Origin of the sequence: Pseudomonas jilinensis, from assembly GCF_003586265.1 — a bacterium.
In the GTDB taxonomy this organism is placed as follows: Bacteria; Pseudomonadota; Gammaproteobacteria; order Pseudomonadales; family Pseudomonadaceae; genus Halopseudomonas; species Halopseudomonas phragmitis.
Map to the genome: position 1 here is coordinate 284,525 of NZ_QJSA01000003.1, position 16,553 is coordinate 301,077.

11 protein-coding genes are annotated in these 16,553 nt (G+C 59.7%); 1 reads left to right on the top strand and 10 read right to left on the bottom strand.

The genetic code is table 11. The features are described 5' to 3' along the window. Nucleotides 1-60: 60 nt before the first annotated feature. From gltB to C2846_RS04855, 9 genes are all read right to left on the bottom strand, one after another. Complete coding sequence (gltB, locus tag C2846_RS04815) at nucleotides 61-4,509, bottom strand: glutamate synthase large subunit (protein WP_119700821.1); 4,449 nt, start codon at nucleotides 4,507-4,509, stop codon at nucleotides 61-63. 254 nt (nucleotides 4,510-4,763) lie between these two features. Continuing rightward, on the bottom strand, nucleotides 4,764-6,218 hold the full coding sequence (locus tag C2846_RS04820; RefSeq protein ID WP_165443766.1) for an AAA family ATPase: 1,455 nt from the start codon (nucleotides 6,216-6,218) through the stop codon (nucleotides 4,764-4,766). Nucleotides 6,219-6,235: 17 nt separating this feature from the next. Beyond that, on the bottom strand, nucleotides 6,236-7,315 hold the full coding sequence (gene aroB, locus C2846_RS04825) for a 3-dehydroquinate synthase (protein WP_119700822.1): 1,080 nt from the start codon (nucleotides 7,313-7,315) through the stop codon (nucleotides 6,236-6,238). Nucleotides 7,316-7,396: 81 nt separating this feature from the next. Further along, nucleotides 7,397-7,915, bottom strand: a complete 519-nt coding sequence (gene aroK, locus C2846_RS04830; protein ID WP_119700823.1) for a shikimate kinase AroK — start codon at nucleotides 7,913-7,915, stop codon at nucleotides 7,397-7,399. Between the two features lie 5 nt (nucleotides 7,916-7,920). Continuing rightward, complete coding sequence (locus C2846_RS04835; protein WP_119700851.1) at nucleotides 7,921-10,047, bottom strand: type IV pilus secretin PilQ; 2,127 nt, start codon at nucleotides 10,045-10,047, stop codon at nucleotides 7,921-7,923. Nucleotides 10,048-10,106: 59 nt separating this feature from the next. Further along, the gene (locus tag C2846_RS04840) at nucleotides 10,107-10,631 is read right to left on the bottom strand and encodes a pilus assembly protein PilP (protein WP_080051647.1); all 525 of its coding nucleotides are present in this window, start codon (nucleotides 10,629-10,631) and stop codon (nucleotides 10,107-10,109) included. A gap of 2 nt (nucleotides 10,632-10,633) precedes the next feature. After that, entirely contained in the window at nucleotides 10,634-11,263 is a 630-nt protein-coding gene (locus C2846_RS04845; protein WP_119700824.1) for a type IV pilus inner membrane component PilO, read from the bottom strand. After that, complete coding sequence (locus C2846_RS04850; protein WP_095624739.1) at nucleotides 11,260-11,838, bottom strand: PilN domain-containing protein; 579 nt, start codon at nucleotides 11,836-11,838, stop codon at nucleotides 11,260-11,262. The genes C2846_RS04845 and C2846_RS04850 overlap by 4 nt, the downstream gene beginning before the upstream one ends. Continuing rightward, nucleotides 11,838-12,902 carry a pilus assembly protein PilM gene (locus C2846_RS04855; protein WP_080049313.1) on the bottom strand — a complete coding sequence of 355 codons (1,065 nt, stop codon included), beginning with the start codon at nucleotides 12,900-12,902 and terminating at the stop codon, nucleotides 11,838-11,840. Before C2846_RS04855 ends, C2846_RS04850 begins: the two co-directional genes overlap by 1 nt. Before the next feature lie 186 nt (nucleotides 12,903-13,088). On the opposite strand from C2846_RS04855, the gene C2846_RS04860 reads away from it, so the two are divergent. After that, nucleotides 13,089-15,491, top strand: a complete 2,403-nt coding sequence (locus C2846_RS04860; protein ID WP_080049312.1) for a penicillin-binding protein 1A — start codon at nucleotides 13,089-13,091, stop codon at nucleotides 15,489-15,491. Here C2846_RS04860 and C2846_RS04865 read toward each other — a convergent pair. After that, nucleotides 15,488-16,405, bottom strand: a complete 918-nt coding sequence (locus tag C2846_RS04865; protein ID WP_119700825.1) for a LysR family transcriptional regulator — start codon at nucleotides 16,403-16,405, stop codon at nucleotides 15,488-15,490. The two genes, C2846_RS04860 and C2846_RS04865, sit on opposite strands and share 4 nt — an antisense overlap. Nucleotides 16,406-16,553: the final 148 nt, after the last annotated feature.

Here is a 16,553-nt window from a genome sequence, read left to right on the forward strand (position 1 = left end):
CGGATGGCAGGTCAATCACGGTGGCTGGCGGGCCCGCAGGCCCGCCGCTGGACGCTCGTCTTATTGCGGATTGGCGCGAGTGCTGGTCAGCAGCGCACGCAGGCTTGCTGCCTTGGGCTTGACCAACCAGAACCGGCGAATGTAGTCATCCAGGTTATCCAATACTTCCGCGCCCCAGGCGCTGCCGGTTTCGGCGACATACTCGGTCAGCACCTGAGTCAGATGGCTGCGATAGGCCTCCATCGCTTCGTTGCTGATCCGGTGCAGTTCGACCAGTTCGTGGTTGAGCTTGTCGAAGAAGCTGTTGTCGCGATCCAGCACATAGGCGAAACCACCGGTCATACCGGCACCGAAGTTGTAGCCGGTACTGCCAAGCACACAGACCATACCGCCAGTCATGTATTCACAGCAGTGGTCGCCGGCACCTTCGATCACCGCATGGGCGCCGGAGTTGCGCACGGCGAAACGTTCGCCAGCCACACCCGCGGCGAACAGCTTGCCGCCGGTCGCGCCGTACAGACAGGTGTTGCCGATGATCGAGGTTTCCTCGGAGCGGAACGGACTACCCTTGGGCGGGACGATGACCAGCTTGCCGCCGGTCATCCCTTTGCCGACGTAGTCGTTGGCATCGCCTTCCAGATACATCTGCAGACCACCGGCGTTCCACACCCCGAAGCTCTGACCAGCGGTACCGGTCATGCGGAAGGTGATAGGTGCGCTGACCATACCCTGGTTGCCATGAACCTTGGCAATCTCGCCGGAGACCCGGGCGCCGATCGAACGGTCGCAGTTGGTCAGCGTCAGTTGGTACTCGCCACCGGTACGTCCGTCGATAGCAGCGCGGGCCATGGCGACCATCTTCTCGGCGGTTTCGCCCTTGTCGAACGGCGGGTTGCGCAGCGATTCGCAGTACTGCGGCTTGTCGGCCGGCACCAGATCGCTGCCGAGCAGCGGACGCAGGTCCAGATTCTGCTGTTTGCCCGTGTTGCCGGGCAGGATTTCCAGCAGATCGGTACGCCCGATCAGGTCCTGCAGGCTACGTACGCCCAGCTTGGCCAGCCACTCACGGGTTTCCATGGCGACATAGGTGAAGAAGTTCATCACCATTTCCACAGTACCGATGTAGTGGTTGTCACGCAGATGCTTGTTCTGGGTGGCAACACCGGTCGCACAGTTGTTCAGGTGACAAATGCGCAGGTACTTGCAGCCCAAGGCGATCATCGGAGCGGTACCGAAGCCGAAGCTCTCGGCGCCGAGAATCGCTGCCTTGATCACGTCCAGGCCAGTTTTCAAACCACCGTCGGTCTGTACCCGGACCTTGCCGCGCAGGTCGTTGCCGCGCAGGGTCTGGTGAGCTTCAGACAGGCCCAGCTCCCAGGGTGAGCCAGCATAGCGGATCGAGGTCAGCGGCGAGGCGCCAGTACCACCGTCGTAACCGGAGATGGTGATCAGGTCGGCATAGGCCTTGGCGACCCCGGCGGCGATAGTGCCGACACCGGGCTCGGAGACCAGCTTGACCGAGACCAGGGCCTGCGGGTTGACCTGCTTGAGATCGAAGATCAGCTGAGCCAGATCTTCGATTGAGTAGATGTCATGGTGCGGCGGCGGCGAAATCAGGGTGACGCCGGGCACCGAGTAACGCAGGCGGGCGATCAGTTCATTGACCTTGCCACCCGGCAGCTGGCCGCCCTCACCGGGCTTGGCGCCCTGGGCGACCTTGATCTGCAGCACCTCAGCATTGACCAGGTATTCCGGGGTGACGCCAAAACGGCCGGACGCGATCTGCTTGATCTTCGAAGTGCGCTCGGTGCCATAGCGGGCCGGATCTTCACCGCCCTCACCGGAGTTGGAGCGCGCACCCAGGCGGTTCATCGCCTCGGCAATGGCCTCGTGGGCCTCCGGCGACAGTGCACCCAGCGAGATGCCGGCCGAGTCGAAGCGCTTGAAGATCGACTCCAACGGCTCGACCTCATCCAGCGCAATCGACTGCTGATCGTCGCGCAGCTTGAGCAGGTCGCGCAGCGCGGCTACCGGGCGGCTGTTAACCAGCGCGGCATATTCCTGATACTTGTCATAGCTGTCGCCCTGAACGGCGTCCTGCAACGCACGCACGACGTCCGGGTTGTAGGCATGGTATTCGCCACCGAATACGAACTTGAGCAGGCCACCCTGCTGAATCGGCTTACGCGGATTCCAAGCTTCACGGGCGAGCAGGCTCTGCTCGTCCTGCAGATCGCAGAAGCGGGCACCCTGGATGCGGCTGGCAACTCCTTTGAAGCAGGTGTCGACCACTTCATCGGCCAGACCCACAGCCTCGAACAACTGCGCCCCGCGGTAAGAGGCAATGGTCGAGATCCCCATCTTCGAGAGAATCTTCATCAGACCCTTGGAGATGCCCTTGCGATAGCTCTTGAACACCTCGTACAGGTCGCCGATGACTTCGCCGGTACGGATCAGGTCACCCAGCACTTCATAGGCCAGGTAGGGGTAGACCGCCGTGGCGCCAAAGCCCAGCAACACGGCGTAGTGATGCGGGTCACGGGCAGTGGCAGTTTCAACCAGGATGTTGGCGTCGCAGCGCAGGCCCTTGTCGACCAGGTGGTGGTGTACCGCGCCGACAGCCAGCGCCGCATGCACCGGCAGCTTGCCCGGCTCAATGGCCCGGTCGCTGAGCACCAGCAGGGTTTTGCCTTCACGCACAGCCGCTTCGGCCTCGGCGGCGATGGCGCGTACCGCCTCGTCCAGCGACTGACCTTCAGGGCGGTTCAGGGCAATGATCTGGTGGGCGAAGCCGGGGCGCTGCAGGGTAAGGATAGTGCGCCACTTGGCCGGCGAGATCACCGGCGAGCTGAGAATCGCCCGGTTGGCGTGATCGGCGGTCTCTTCGAACACATTGCGCTCGGCACCCAGGCAGGTCTCCAGCGACATGACAATGGATTCACGCAGCGGGTCGATCGCCGGGTTGGTAACCTGAGCGAACTGCTGGCGAAAGTAGTCGTAGACCGAACGTACACGGCCAGACAACACCGCCATCGGCGTGTCGTCACCCATAGAACCAACTGCTTCCTGACCATTCTCGCCAAGCGGACGCAGGACCTGATCACGTTCTTCGAAGGTGACCTGGAACATCTTCATGTATTGCTGCAGACGCGCGTCGTCGAGGAAGTCCGAACCATGGTCGCGGTCATCCAAGGTAGCCTGGATGCGCAGAGCATTCTCCTTCAGCCACTTGCGGTATGGGTGACGCGACTTCAGACGGTTGGCCACCTCGTCAGTGTGCAGCACTTCGCCAGTCTGGGTATCGACTGCCAGGATCTGGCCCGGGCCAACCCGGCCCTTGCTGATCACGTCCTCGGGCTGGTAATCCCAGACACCGATTTCCGAAGCCAGAGTGATGTAGCCATTCTTGGTCACCACGTAACGTGCCGGGCGCAGGCCATTGCGGTCGAGCAGACAGACGGCGTAGCGACCTTCGGTCAATACGATACCGGCCGGGCCGTCCCAGGCCTCCATATGCATGGAGTTGAATTCGTAGAACGCGCGCAAGTCGGCGTCCATGGTCTCGACGTTCTGCCAGGCCGGCGGCACTACCATGCGGATGGCGCGGAACAGGTCCATGCCGCCAGTGATCAGCAGCTCAAGCATGTTGTCCATGCTGGAGGAGTCGGACCCGGTAACGTTGACCAGCGGAGCCAGTTGATCCAGGTCCGGCAGCAGTTCGTTGCAGAACTTGTTGCGCCGGGCATGGGCCCAGTTGCGGTTGGCCGTGATGGTGTTGATCTCGCCATTGTGCGCCAGCAGGCGGAACGGCTGAGCCAGCGGCCACTTCGGCAGGGTGTTGGTCGAGAAGCGCTGATGGAACACGCTGATCGCGGTTTCCATGCGAGCATCGGCCAGGTCGGGGAAGAAGCTGGCCAGATCTGCCGGCATCATCAGACCTTTATAGGAAATGACCTTGTGCGACAGGCTGCAGACATAGAAGTTGTCATCGCCCTGCATGGCGATTTCAGCCTTGCGCCGGGCATAGAACAGCTTGATGCCGAGTTGCTGCTCGTCCAGACCTTCACCAGAGATGAACAGCTGCTCGATACGCGGCATGCAGCTCAGAGCCAGCGGGCCAAGGACGTTCTCGTCCACCGGCACCGGGCGCCACCCCAACAGGCTGAGGCCTTGATCAGCCAACGCGACCTCGAACGCCTGGTGCGCGGCTTGCGTACTAGCATCATCCGCGCCCATGAAGATCATGCCCACCGCATATTGCTCGGGCAGTGCCACACCCAGGGTCTCCTGGGCTACGGCGCGCAGGAACTGGTCAGGTTTCTGAATCAGCAGACCACAACCGTCACCGGTCTTGCCGTCGGCATTGATGCCACCGCGGTGCGTCATGCATGTCAGGGCTTCAATAGCCGTCTGCAGCAAGTGATGACTGGGCTGGCCTTCCATGTGGGCTATCAGGCCAAAGCCACAGTTATCCTTGAACTGATCAGGCTGATACAAACCTGCTTTCATAGGCACACTCTCAGAAAATCTATTAATTTCAAGCGCTTGCATAAACCAGAACAGAAAAAAAACTGGTCAGGCGCGGGACAAAAGGGCAGTCATTTTACACAGGGGCAGGTACCGCCACAATTTTTTTTCGGCACTTTCTGCCGCAAAAGCATATCCAAATGTCGTAAATAGGAAAGCTTTTTCGGTGGCTGGTCGTTATTTCGACCCTTCAAGGGTCTGGCCGGGGCCTGTGAGACAGGCCCCGGCCGAAGTGATTACTGCAACGATTGCTGAATGCTGGCAATACTCCTGGGCCAGGGGTTTTGTCGGCGCACAGCCTCCGGCAAGCCATTAACTGCCTGCTGGGCCTGCTGGCGTCCTGGATAGACCCCCTGGGTTACCACGAACCAGGGCTGCCCTTCGTGACGCGTCTCGAAGTAGCCCAGATCACTGACACCACGCTGGGCCGCAACGAAATCCAGCGCTGCCTGACGTGAGCGCGTACCCAGCAACTGCAGCACATACTCACTGCCCTGGCGCTGACGATACCAGGCAGCAGTATGCGCGCCACCAACAGCAGTCTCAGAAGACGGTACTGGTGCGGCGGCAGGAGCAGACGCAGTGGTCACTGGCGGGGGCGCCGGGGTCGGCGCTGCAATCGGCTCAGGCTCCGCAACCGGTTCAGCAGGCGGCGCAATCTCTGGCTCGGCCACTACAGGTGCAGGCGCAGGTTCAGGTGCAGACGCAAGCGGCTCGGCCACGGGATCTATTTCCACCGGCGCAACCAGGGCTGGCTGCGGAGACGGGGTCGGGCGCGCCTCCACCTCAACCACGGGGTCAGGCAACTGCAATACGGTACGGGAAGGCTCCTGCGGCCGGTCGCCCATGAACCAGGCGAACATCACACCCAAACCTACCAGCACCAGGGCCACCAGTGAGCGTAGCGGCAACACCAGCCCCTTGCGCGCCGCCCTCGGCACCTCCAATTCATCGCCCATCGCCGCCATCATCGCCTGGCGCCCAGCCTGATTGATCGCTCCAGGCCAGCCGCCACTATGTTCATGGATCCAAAGGACCTGCCTATCATCAAGCAGCTCTATACCCTGACCGGCTGCCTCCAGACGCTGTGCCAGATAATCCCGGGTATCGTCCAGTTCATAGGGCAGCAACTCGATGCGGCGCACCCAGTCCGGCTCTCCATCGGTATCCAGTCGGGCCAGCGCTTCTTCGAACGCCGGCTCAGCGAACAGAAACACCCGGGGCGCCGCCTTGCCGGCAACCTGGCTCAGGTCGGCCAGCAACTGCAATGCTTGCTGGTCAAGCTTCTCGGCATCATCGACCACCAGATACAGCTGAATCCCGACCTGATGCAACTGTTCCGCTCTGGCCAGCAAGGCCTGGATATCCTGCGATCCGGCCTCGGCGGCCTGGCAGAGGCTTGCCAGCACCTGAGCCTCACCCGAGTGCTCACGGGCAGACATCACCACGCACTGCACCGTATCCTTGTTGCAACTGGCGACCAACGCCTGGCGCAACAAAGTCTTGCCGCTACCATGCGGCCCTGTGATGACCAACAGGTTGCTGGCATAACGAGCCAGGTGGTGTAACTCGGCCAGCACTTCCTTGCGCTTGGGGGTAAAAAATTTGAAGCCCGGCGTGCGGGCGGCAAAGGGATCATGGCTGAGCTGGTAATGCTCGAGATAACTTTCTACACCCGTCAGAGCTGACATGTGCGCCTCGGTCTCCGTCATTTCGCGCCGGCTGACAGCGTCGCCAGCAGCGCATCCTTGTCATAATCGGCGGTTATCACCGCCTCGCCCAGGCGCTGCAGCAACACCAGGCGCAACTGGCCGTCCAGAACTTTCTTGTCGACCGCCATCAGCCGGCTAAAATCCTCCGCCGCCATTTGCGCGGGAGCCTGAACCGGCAGGCCGGCAGCGGCAATCAGAGTCACTGCGCGCTGGAAGTCAGCCGCATCGATCCAGCCCTGGCGTCGGGAAAGCTCAAGCGCCATGACCATACCGGCGCCTACTGCCTCTCCATGCAACCACTGCCCATAGCCCTGATGCGCCTCAATCGCATGGCCGAAGGTGTGGCCCAGATTGAGGATCGCGCGCAAACCACCTTCGCGCTCATCGGCAGCTACCACCTCAGCCTTGATCTCGCAGGAACGGGCAATCGCCTGGGTGATTGCCTCAGACTCAAGCCCACGCAGTGCCACCATGTGCGCCTCAAGCCAGGCCAGGAATTCGATGTCGCGGATCAGACCGTATTTGATGATTTCCGCCAGACCGGCACTGACTTCACGCTGTGGCAAGGTGGACAGGCTATCGGTATCGATCACTACCGCCTTGGGCTGATAGAAGGCACCGATCATGTTCTTGCCGGCCGGGTGGTTGATGCCTGTCTTGCCTCCCACGGAGGAGTCAACCTGCGACAACAGCGTAGTCGGCACCTGAATGAAGTCGACCCCGCGCTGATAGCAGGCCGCGGCAAACCCTGTCATGTCACCAATCACCCCGCCGCCCAAGGCGATCAGGGTAGTGCGCCGATCATGCCTGGCCGCCAGCAGGGCATCGAAAATCTGCTGCAGGGTTGCCCAGTTTTTGTAAGCCTCGCCGGTCGGCAGAACCACCGGCAACACCTGATAACCGTCCAGAGTGCGGGTCAACCGCTCCAGATACAGTGGGGCCACGGTATCGTCAGTAACGATGCAAACCTGACGCCCGGCGATATAGGGGGCAAACTGCTCGAGCTGGTCAAGCAAGCCCTTACCAATCGAGATGGGATAACTGCGGTCAGCGAGATCTACGGTCAATCGGTGCATGGAGCCTCTCCCGGAAAGTTGCGGAAAGGATACATCAGTCCCCGGTTCCAGCGCACGAGCCAGGCACCAGATCGCCCCAACTCACGCGTCCTGCTCGTCCAGCAGTCGGGCAACGATGGTATTGACCACTGCCTTGGGGCCACGCTGGTCGGTATCGATGGTCAGCCCAGCGATCTCGCGATACAGCGGATCGCGCCTGGCCATTAGTTCGCGCAGCACCTTCTCAGGGTCAGCAGTCTGCAACAACGGGCGCTGGCGATCCTTGGCGGTACGCTGCAACTGTTGCTCGACACTGGTCCGCAGATAAACCACCAGACCATGCTCGGCCAAGGCCCGACGATTGGATTCACGCATTACCACACCGCCACCGGTGGCCAGCACAATTCCCTGCTCGCACACCAGTTCGGCAATCATGGCTTCTTCACGCTGGCGAAACCCCTCTTCGCCTTCCACGTCGAAAATCCAGGGAATGTCTGCCCCGGTGCGCGCCTCGATTTCCCGGTCAGAATCCTTGAAGGGATATTTGAGTTCTTTGGCAAGCAAACGCCCGATGGTGCTTTTCCCTGCTCCCATCGGGCCTACCAGAAACACGTTACGCAATTAACTTACCTGGCAAGTGAGATAGCCCCGTTATTGATAATACGCGGTGTCAGGAAGATCAACAGTTCGGTCTTGTTGTCGATCGAAATGTCGCGGCGGAACATTCTGCCCAACACAGGCAGATCGCCCAGGAACGGTACCTTCTCCTGACCACGCTGGGTCTCACTGGCAAATACTCCGCCGATCACGATGGTTTCGCCATCGGCCACCAGGATCTTGGCATTGACCTCATTCTTGCGGATGGTCGGAACACCATTAACGGTATTGGTGAAGTCCGGCTCGTCCTTGGTAACCACCACGTCCATGATTACCTGATTGTCGGGAGTGATCTGCGGAGTCACCTCCAGCGACAGTACGGCTTCAGCGAAGGCGGTAGTAGTGGCACCGCTGGAGCTGGCTTCCTGATAGGGAATTTCGGAACCCTTGAGGATCTTGGCGGTTTCCTTGTCCGAGGTTACCACCTTGGGCTGGGAAATGACCTCACCGTTACCGGTACTTTCCATCGCCGACAACTGCAGATCGAGGATCGCGTTATTGGTCAGGAAGCCGATACCGATACCGGAAGTGGAGTTCAGCACACCCAGATCGACGAACGGGGTGTTAACAGGCAGCGTCCGCCGCCCTTGGAATCGTGCAGTCGAAGCATCTTCGTCATCATCCACACCGCTTTCGCCGTCCTTGCCAAATACTGTGAAGCGGTCACCCATCCAGACGTTACCACCCCAGCGCACCCCGAGCGCCTTGTCGAAACCGACATTGGCCTCAACAATCCGCGCCTCGATCATGACCTGGCGTACCGGAATGTCCAATTGGGTAACGATACGGCGCAACTCGTCCAACTTGTCCTGGGTTTCCATTGCAATGATGCTGTTGGTACGGTCATCCACCGTGATCGAACCACGCTGCTGACCACTGTCATTAGCCGTAACCGAGGCGAACAGCTTGGCGATATCGGCCGCCTTGGCATAGTTGACCTGAATCAGCTCACGACGCAGCGGAGCCAGTTCCGCGATCTGGCGCTGAGACTCCAGTTCCTGACGCTCACGGGCGGCGATTTCATCTGCCGGCGCGACCAGCAGCACGTTGCCAATTCGGCGCTGATCCAGCCCCTTGGTCTTGAGTACCAGATCCAGAGCCTGATCCCAGGGCACATTCTGCAGGCGCAGGGTAATGCTGCCCTGTACGGTGTCACTGGCCACCAGATTGAGGTCGGTGAAATCGGCAATCAACTGCAGCACCGAGCGCACTTCGATATCCTGGAAGTTCAGCGACAGTTTTTCACCGGTGTAGGTAAAGGCATCGGCGCGGCGCTGATCGGCTTCGGCCCGAGTCAGGGGCTTGAAGCTGACGATCAGACGATTGTCGGCCTGATAGGTCAGGTGCTCGTAGTAGCCGCTCGGCTCAATGCTGATACTGGCCCCGGAGCTGGTGCTGCTGGCGTTGATGAAATTCACCGGCGTTGCGAAGTCCTTAACATCCAGACGAACACGCAGCGGGTCAGGCAGGCGGGTATCAGGGAAGTTCAGACGAACCCGGCCGCCCTGCTCCTGAACATCAACCCGGATCGAGGCGTCGGACAGATCAATGATCACATTACCTTCGCCCTGCTCACCACGCTGAAAGTCCAGACTGGTGATCGCCCGACCACCGGCAGCCGGAGCACTGACCGCCGGCTGGCCGGCGTCACGCCAACTGGGACTGGCGGCCGAAGCCGAGGCGGTCGAGGCCGGAGCAGCACTGTAGCCTGGCGCACTTTGCGCACCGACCAGCACATAAAGGTGGTTGCCATCGATCCGAGTGTTGTACGGCACCAGATTGGTCAGATTGATGATCAGGCGGGTGCGATCATTGGCCTCAACTACGTTGACGCTGCGAGCATTGCCCAGCCCGAGCTCCCGGCTGCGCTGCCCTAGTTGGTTTTTTACTCCAGGCAGATCCAGAGCGATCCGGGCTGGCTGGTCGATGGTGTAGCCACGCGGAGCATCGCTCAGCGGCTCGTCAAATGACAGTTTGAGTTCGACCCGATCACCCGGCAATGCGGCAACATCCAGGTTCTGCAGGTTGGCCGCCAAGGCCAGGGGACTGAGCAGCGCTAGGACTGCAGCGAGGGAAAACTTCCTGGTTAGAGGCATTGTATTGCGATCCACGCGTGACTGTTGGCAGTTCATGTTGTTCTCTCTCCCTGGTTGATTTATCCGCGCCCAGCCAAGCTGAGGGTTCGCGGCCGCTCCAACCAACCACCTTCACCGTCCGGAACTATTTCAAGCACGTCCACACGGCCTTCATCGATGCTGACGACCCGCCCATGGTTACGCCCAAGGTAATCGCCAATTCTGACCCGGTGCACACTGCCGGCGCCACGAATCAGCGCCTGCATCCCCCCCTGATTGCTCAGCGTGCCGACCATCTCGAAGCCTTCGATATTGAATCCTTCCAGGAACTGGCGAACCCGGTTTTCATCCGGTTTGACCCCCTGGGACCCACGCTCGCGCTGACTCAGATCAATCCTGATCGGAGGCTGGAACGGGCTGCGCAGCGAAGAGGCGCTGTAGGTGAAAGCTTCGTACGGTTTGAACCTGGGCAGCGGCTCGATACTGCCGGCCGGCCGGGCTCGGGTCTCATCCATGAATGCTTGCAAATCGGAAAACTCGCCCTTACCGCAACCACTGAGCAGCAACGGCGTCAACAGCAACGCACTGAACAAACGCTTGCGCACGATCATTGCTGCCCCCCTTCGGCTGCTTCGTTATAGCGATAGGTCTTGGCCAGAATGTCCATTTTCAGCAAATCTGGATTGCCGGCAGACAAGGGCGCAATCGTGAAATCGTGCAGCGTTACGATCCGCGGCAGACCCGCCACACTGCTGACGAAGGTCGCCAAATCGTGATAGCTGCCCTGAACCACGATTCGAATCGGCAGTTCGATATAGAACTGCGTGGTGACTTCCGGCTGCAGGGTGATGGATTCAAACTCCAGGCCGCTGTTCAACCCCATCTGGGTGATATCTTCGAGTAGGCCCGGCACTTCGGTATCGCTTGGCAACTGTTTGAGCAGCGCGCCGAAGCGCTCCTCGATCTCCTCGAGCTGCTCTTTATAGGCTTCCAAGTTGGCGGCCCGGAACGATTTGTCGGCAAAATCCCGACGCAAGGTGGTTTCCTGGGCTTCAGCCCGCTCAAGGCTGGCCTGCAAGTCCTTAAGGTGGAAGTGGTAGCCCAAGAACAGCAACACCACCAACAGCAGGACCCCGACGATGACTTTGAGTGCTCCCGGCCAGGAACCGATATTGTTGAAGTCAAGGTCGTTGATATCGACCTTTTTCAAACTTTCAATGGATTGGGCCAGACTCATTGCGGCTGCCCTCCCTCTTCACTACTGGTAGCAGGTTCGGTTTGCCGCACCGACAGCTCAAACACGTTAGCCTGGTCCAGTGCACCCTGAGTAACGGCCCGGACCGCAGTGAGGTTCGGCGCAGCCAGCCAATCCGAGGCATCCATCTGGCGCATCAGGTTGGAAACCCGGCTATTGGATTCAGCCCCACCCTTGACGCTGATAGTGCTGCCCTTCATCTCCAGCGAGGTGAAGTAAACGCCGTCCGGCAATGAGCGGGTCAGTTCATCAAACACACGCACGATGATCGGTCGATTGCCCTGCAGGTCCTGAATGACTTTCATCCGCTCCAGCAATTGCGTACGCCGAGCCTGAAGCTGATCGATCTCGCGGATCCGCGCCTCAAGCAGACGAATTTCCTGGCGCAGCAATTCGTTGCGGGCATTCTGGTGAGAAATCTGGCTGTTGAAGTGCCGGTCGGCCAGGAACACCAGCGCACCGGCAAACAGCACAATCAGCGCCAGTACGGTAAGAAATTCCTTCTTGCGTTCTTCCCTGAGTTCTTCACGCCAAGGTAACAGGTTGATGCGCGCCATCAGTCGAAACTCCTCATCGCCAGACCGCATGCAATCATCAAGGCAGGCGCATCATTGCTCAGGGCAACGGCATTGACCTTGTTCGAGAGGGTCATGTTTGCAAAGGGGTTAGCCACCAGCGTTGTGGTGCCGATCTTCTGCTGAATCAGTTGATCGAGCCCGGGAATCGAGGCGGTGCCGCCAGCCAGCAGGATATAGTCGACGTCGTTGTACTGACCGCCGGCAAAGAAGAACTGCAGCGAACGAGAGACCTGCTGCACGACAGCGTCCTTGAACGGACCTAAAACCTCGCTCTCATAGTCGTCAGGTAGTCCGCCCTGCTTTTTCGCCAACCCGGCTTCTTCCAGCGACAATCCATAGCGACGCTGGATTTCGTCGGTAAGTTGCTTGCCGCCGAACAACTGCTCGCGGGTGTATATGATGCGACCCTTGTTGAGAACACTGAGGGTCATCATGGTGGCGCCGATATCGATCACTGCGATGGTCAGATCATCCCGGTCACCCTCCAGTTGGTCGATGACCAGCTCGCAGGCTCGTTCCATAGCATAAGCTTCGACCTCGACCACCTTGGCAGCCATCCCGCCCAGTGCCAGCGCAGCCTCGCGAATATCGACATTTTCCCGTCGGCAGGCTGCCAGCAACACTTCAACCCGATCGGGGTTGCGTGGCGCCGGCCCCTGAACTTCGAAGTCAATCGCCACTTCATCCAGCGGATAAGGAATGTACTGGTCGGCCTCGAGCTTGATCTGCTCTTCCATCTCTTCGGGAGTAAGGCCGCCATCAAGCTCGATGGACTTGGTGATCACGGCGGAGCCGGCGACAGCCACAGCCGCCTGCTTGAGTGGACTTTTCGAGCGTGCCAGGACCTTTTCCAGCGCCTGCCCCACCCCATCCAGCTCAACAATATTCTTCTCCACCACCGCCCCTGGAGGGAGTGGCTCAACCGCGTAGGCCTCGACCTTGTAGCGGTTACCTGAACGACTGAGCTCCAACAGCTTCACGGTTGTGGAACTGATGTCTATGCCCAGCAGCGTATTTGCTTTCTTTTTTAGGAGCCCTAGCACAGCCAATTTCCTATCAGCATCCGACACTTACGGACGGTTTATGTTTTACTACATTAAATAACAGTCCTTTAACAAGCGCAAATGGCGTAAACAAAAAAAATGCGCTTATAATGCAGACTGTTAACCCGTTCTCATCCAGCCCGATTGCTAACCATTTCATCTATCAGGGAATTTAATATTCCTCTTATGCGCTTTCTGAAATTTTTATTCTGGTCCCTGATCGCCTTGCTGAGTGCCCCAATCCTGGGACTGAGCGGGGTAGCTCTGTATCTTAGCCCCGCACTTCCCGATGTTGAAACACTCCGCGAGCTCGAATTGCAAACTCCTTTGCGGATATATAGCACAGATCACAAATTGATAGCCGAATTCGGCGAGATGCGTCGTTTCCCGGTCAACTTCGACCAGGTCCCCAGCGATTTCATCAACGCCCTGCTGGCCGCAGAGGACGACAACTTCCTCAACCACCATGGCGTCGATCCCAAAGGCCTGCTGCGCGCCGCCACCGAACTGGCTCAAAGCGGCCAGATTCAGACTGGTGGCAGCACTATTACCATGCAGGTGGCGAAGAACTACTTCCTCACCAGCGAGCGGGTATTCTCCCGTAAACTCAATGAAATCCTGTTGGCACTGCAAATCGAACGCAATCTCAGCAAGCAGGAAATCTTCGAGCTTTATATCAACAAGATCTATCTGGGCAACCGCGCCTACGGGGTAGAAGCTGCCGCCCAAGTCTATTACGGCAAATCCATCAATGAATTGCCGCTGGCTGACCTGGCCATGATCGCCGGCCTGCCCAAGGCTCCGTCACGCTTCAACCCACTGATCAACCCCGAGCGCGCCAAGATTCGCCGCGACTGGATTTTGCAGCGCATGCTCAATCTCGGACACATTGATCAGGTCGCCTATCAGGAAGCGGTCACTAGCCCGATTCGGGCGCGCAATCATGGCGCCAACCCGGAAATGGAAGCACCCTACGTTGCCGAGATGGCTCGCCTGGAAATGATTGAGCGCTACGGCGAGCGAGCCTATACCGACGGTTTCCACGTCTACACCAGCGTTTCCAGCGAACTGCAGAGCTATGCCAATCGTGCCCTGCGTGAAGGCTTGATCGAATACGATCAACGCCATGGCTACCGCGGCCCGGAAGACCGCCACCCGGATGCAGACCCAGCCAACTGGCAGACCATTCTGGCACCCTATCGAGCGCTGGGCGGCCTGCTGCCAGCCTTGGTGACCCAGGTTGACGAAGAACAGGTCGAGATCCGCCTGCGCAATGGCAATACCGGCACCATTGCCTGGGAAGCCATGCGCTGGGCCCGTCCCTATCTCAACGCCAACAGCATGGGCCCCACCCCACGCCGCCCTGCCGACGTACTAAAACCCGGCGACGTGATACGTGTTATCGCCAACGAAGATGGCGGCTATCGGCTGAGCCAGGTACCCAGCGCCCAAGCGGCATTGGTGGTGGTGTCACCGCAAGACGGCAGCATTCAGGCTCTGGTCGGCGGCTTTTCGTTCCTGCAAAGTAACTACAACCGCGCAACCCAGGCCCGGCGCCAACCCGGCTCCAGCTTCAAGCCGTTCCTCTACAGCGCCGCCCTGGATCATGGCTACACCCCGGCCACTATCGTCAATGACGCCCCTCTGGTGTTCGTCGACGATTATATGAACTCGGTCTGGCGACCACAGAACTCCGGGGGCGATTTCCTCGGCCCAATCCGTTTGCGTGAAGCGCTGTACCGCTCGCGTAACCTGGTATCCATCCGCCTGATGCAGGAAATCGGCGTCGATGAGTCGCTGACCTACATTGAGCGTTTCGGCTTCCCCCGCTCCGATCTGCCGCGCAATCTGTCGGCCTCACTTGGTACACCGGAGCTGACCCCGCTGCAGATCGCCCAAGGTTATGCGGTCATCGCCAATGGCGGCTACAAGGTCGACCCCTGGTTGATCGAGCGGATCGAGGATCGCCACGGCCAGATCATCGACTTTGCCAAGCCTGTAGTGACTCCCGAGGCGCTGGCCGCTCATCTTGAGCGGATTCAACGCTACACCAGCGCCCCCCTGGCTCTGGTCGAAGAACCGAACACTGTGTTGCTGGCCGAGCAGACCGTAGACCCGCGTACTACTTACCTGTTGACCAGCATGCTCAAGGACGTGATCACCCGCGGTACGGCCGCTCGCGCCCGCGCCTTGCAACGACCAGATCTGGCCGGCAAGACCGGCACCACCAACGAGCAGAAAGACGCCTGGTTTGCCGGCTACAACGGCGATTACGCTTCAGCGGTCTGGGTCGGGTTTGACCAGCCGTCCACTCTTGGCCGTCGTGAATTCGGTGGCACTGCGGCCTTGCCGATCTGGATGCGCTTCATGGCGGCAGCACTGGACGGCAAGCCGGAACACAGCCAACCAGTTCCTCAAGGCGTGCTCAGCGTGCGTATCGATCCGCTGACTGGCCGAGCCGCCCGACCGGGCAGCAATGGCGCATTTCTGGAAGTGTTCAAGGAAGAGGACGCTCCGCCACCTTGGGACGAGCTGGATAGCGGTGCCTATCCGGTCAGTGACAGCATGGCGCCCCTGGAGCTTTTCTAGGGCCTACCGGCAATCCGGCTGACCTGCTGGCGCAGCCAAAGGTTGGCCGGATCATGCTCGGCGTGCTCATGCCAGTACAGATTCAGGCCAATCGAAGGCAACGGCAAAGGCAATGTCAGCAGTTGGTTGCCCAATGGCCGACCAACCAGCTCGGCGTGCCGGCGCGACATAGTCAGTAGCAGATCGCTTTGGGCGACCACCAGACAGGCGGCCTGATAGTTCTGGCAGCGCTGGACCACCTGGCGTACCAACCCCAGATGCCCTAGCGCCAAATCCTCGAAGCTCAACCCTCGTCGCCAGGATGCCACCGCAATGTGTTCCGCCGCCAGATAGCGCTCAGCACTCAGCTCGCCCGAAAAACCCGGCGCCGCCACCACACACAGCGGCTCTTCCAGCAGCTTGGTCTGACGCAGAAAGGCATCGGTAGGCCGGGCAATCTGCACCGCCAGATCGACCCGTCCAGCCGCCAGTTCCAAAGCCAGTTCACTCCAGCGCACCCCGGCAGTACGCACCCGACAATACGGCGCCACTTTGCGCAGATGTACCAGCAGACTGGGCAACAACACGGGCTCCAGTTGCTCGGGCAGGTTCAGGGTAAAGATACGCTGATCACGGGCCGGGTCGAACTGCTGCAATCGTCCGACACTTTGCTGCAGGCGCTCCAAGCTGTCGAGGATGCCCGGCGCCAGCCGTGTTGCCAGCGTCGTCGGCACGACACCCCGCCCTTGCCGCACGAACAACGGGTCAGCGAACTGCTCGCGCAACCGGGCCAGGGCATGACTGACTGCCGACTGACTGACATGCAGGACCGCCGCCGCCCGGGTCAAACTGCGCTCGCGATAGATCACCTCGAAGGTACGGAACAGATTGAGGTCCATCCGCCCCAATGATGGCCCGGCATTCTTTTCATTCATGGGAAAACTCGGCAATTGGTGAACCTAGCCATGAATCTAGCTGGCCTCAGCCAAATCATGAAGCACATTCATGATTCCGAATGAATAATCATCGCTTTCAGTGCTACGCCAGCCTGCCTACTCTTGCACCAGGGTACACACCATATAA

What these genes read in the sequence shown, in the direction of transcription:
- gltB (WP_119700821.1), bottom strand. Translation starts at nt 4,509, where the DNA reads ATGAAAGCAGGTTTGTATCAGCCTGATCAGTTCAAGGATAACTGTGGC.
- C2846_RS04820 (WP_165443766.1), bottom strand. Translation starts at nt 6,218, where the DNA reads ATGTCAGCTCTGACGGGTGTAGAAAGTTATCTCGAGCATTACCAGCTC.
- aroB (WP_119700822.1), bottom strand. Translation starts at nt 7,315, where the DNA reads ATGCACCGATTGACCGTAGATCTCGCTGACCGCAGTTATCCCATCTCG.
- C2846_RS04835 (WP_119700851.1), bottom strand. Translation starts at nt 10,047, where the DNA reads ATGCCTCTAACCAGGAAGTTTTCCCTCGCTGCAGTCCTAGCGCTGCTC.
- C2846_RS04845 (WP_119700824.1), bottom strand. Translation starts at nt 11,263, where the DNA reads ATGAGTCTGGCCCAATCCATTGAAAGTTTGAAAAAGGTCGATATCAAC.
- C2846_RS04850 (WP_095624739.1), bottom strand. Translation starts at nt 11,838, where the DNA reads ATGGCGCGCATCAACCTGTTACCTTGGCGTGAAGAACTCAGGGAAGAA.
- C2846_RS04860 (WP_080049312.1), top strand. Translation starts at nt 13,089, where the DNA reads ATGCGCTTTCTGAAATTTTTATTCTGGTCCCTGATCGCCTTGCTGAGT.
- C2846_RS04865 (WP_119700825.1), bottom strand. Translation starts at nt 16,405, where the DNA reads ATGAATGAAAAGAATGCCGGGCCATCATTGGGGCGGATGGACCTCAAT.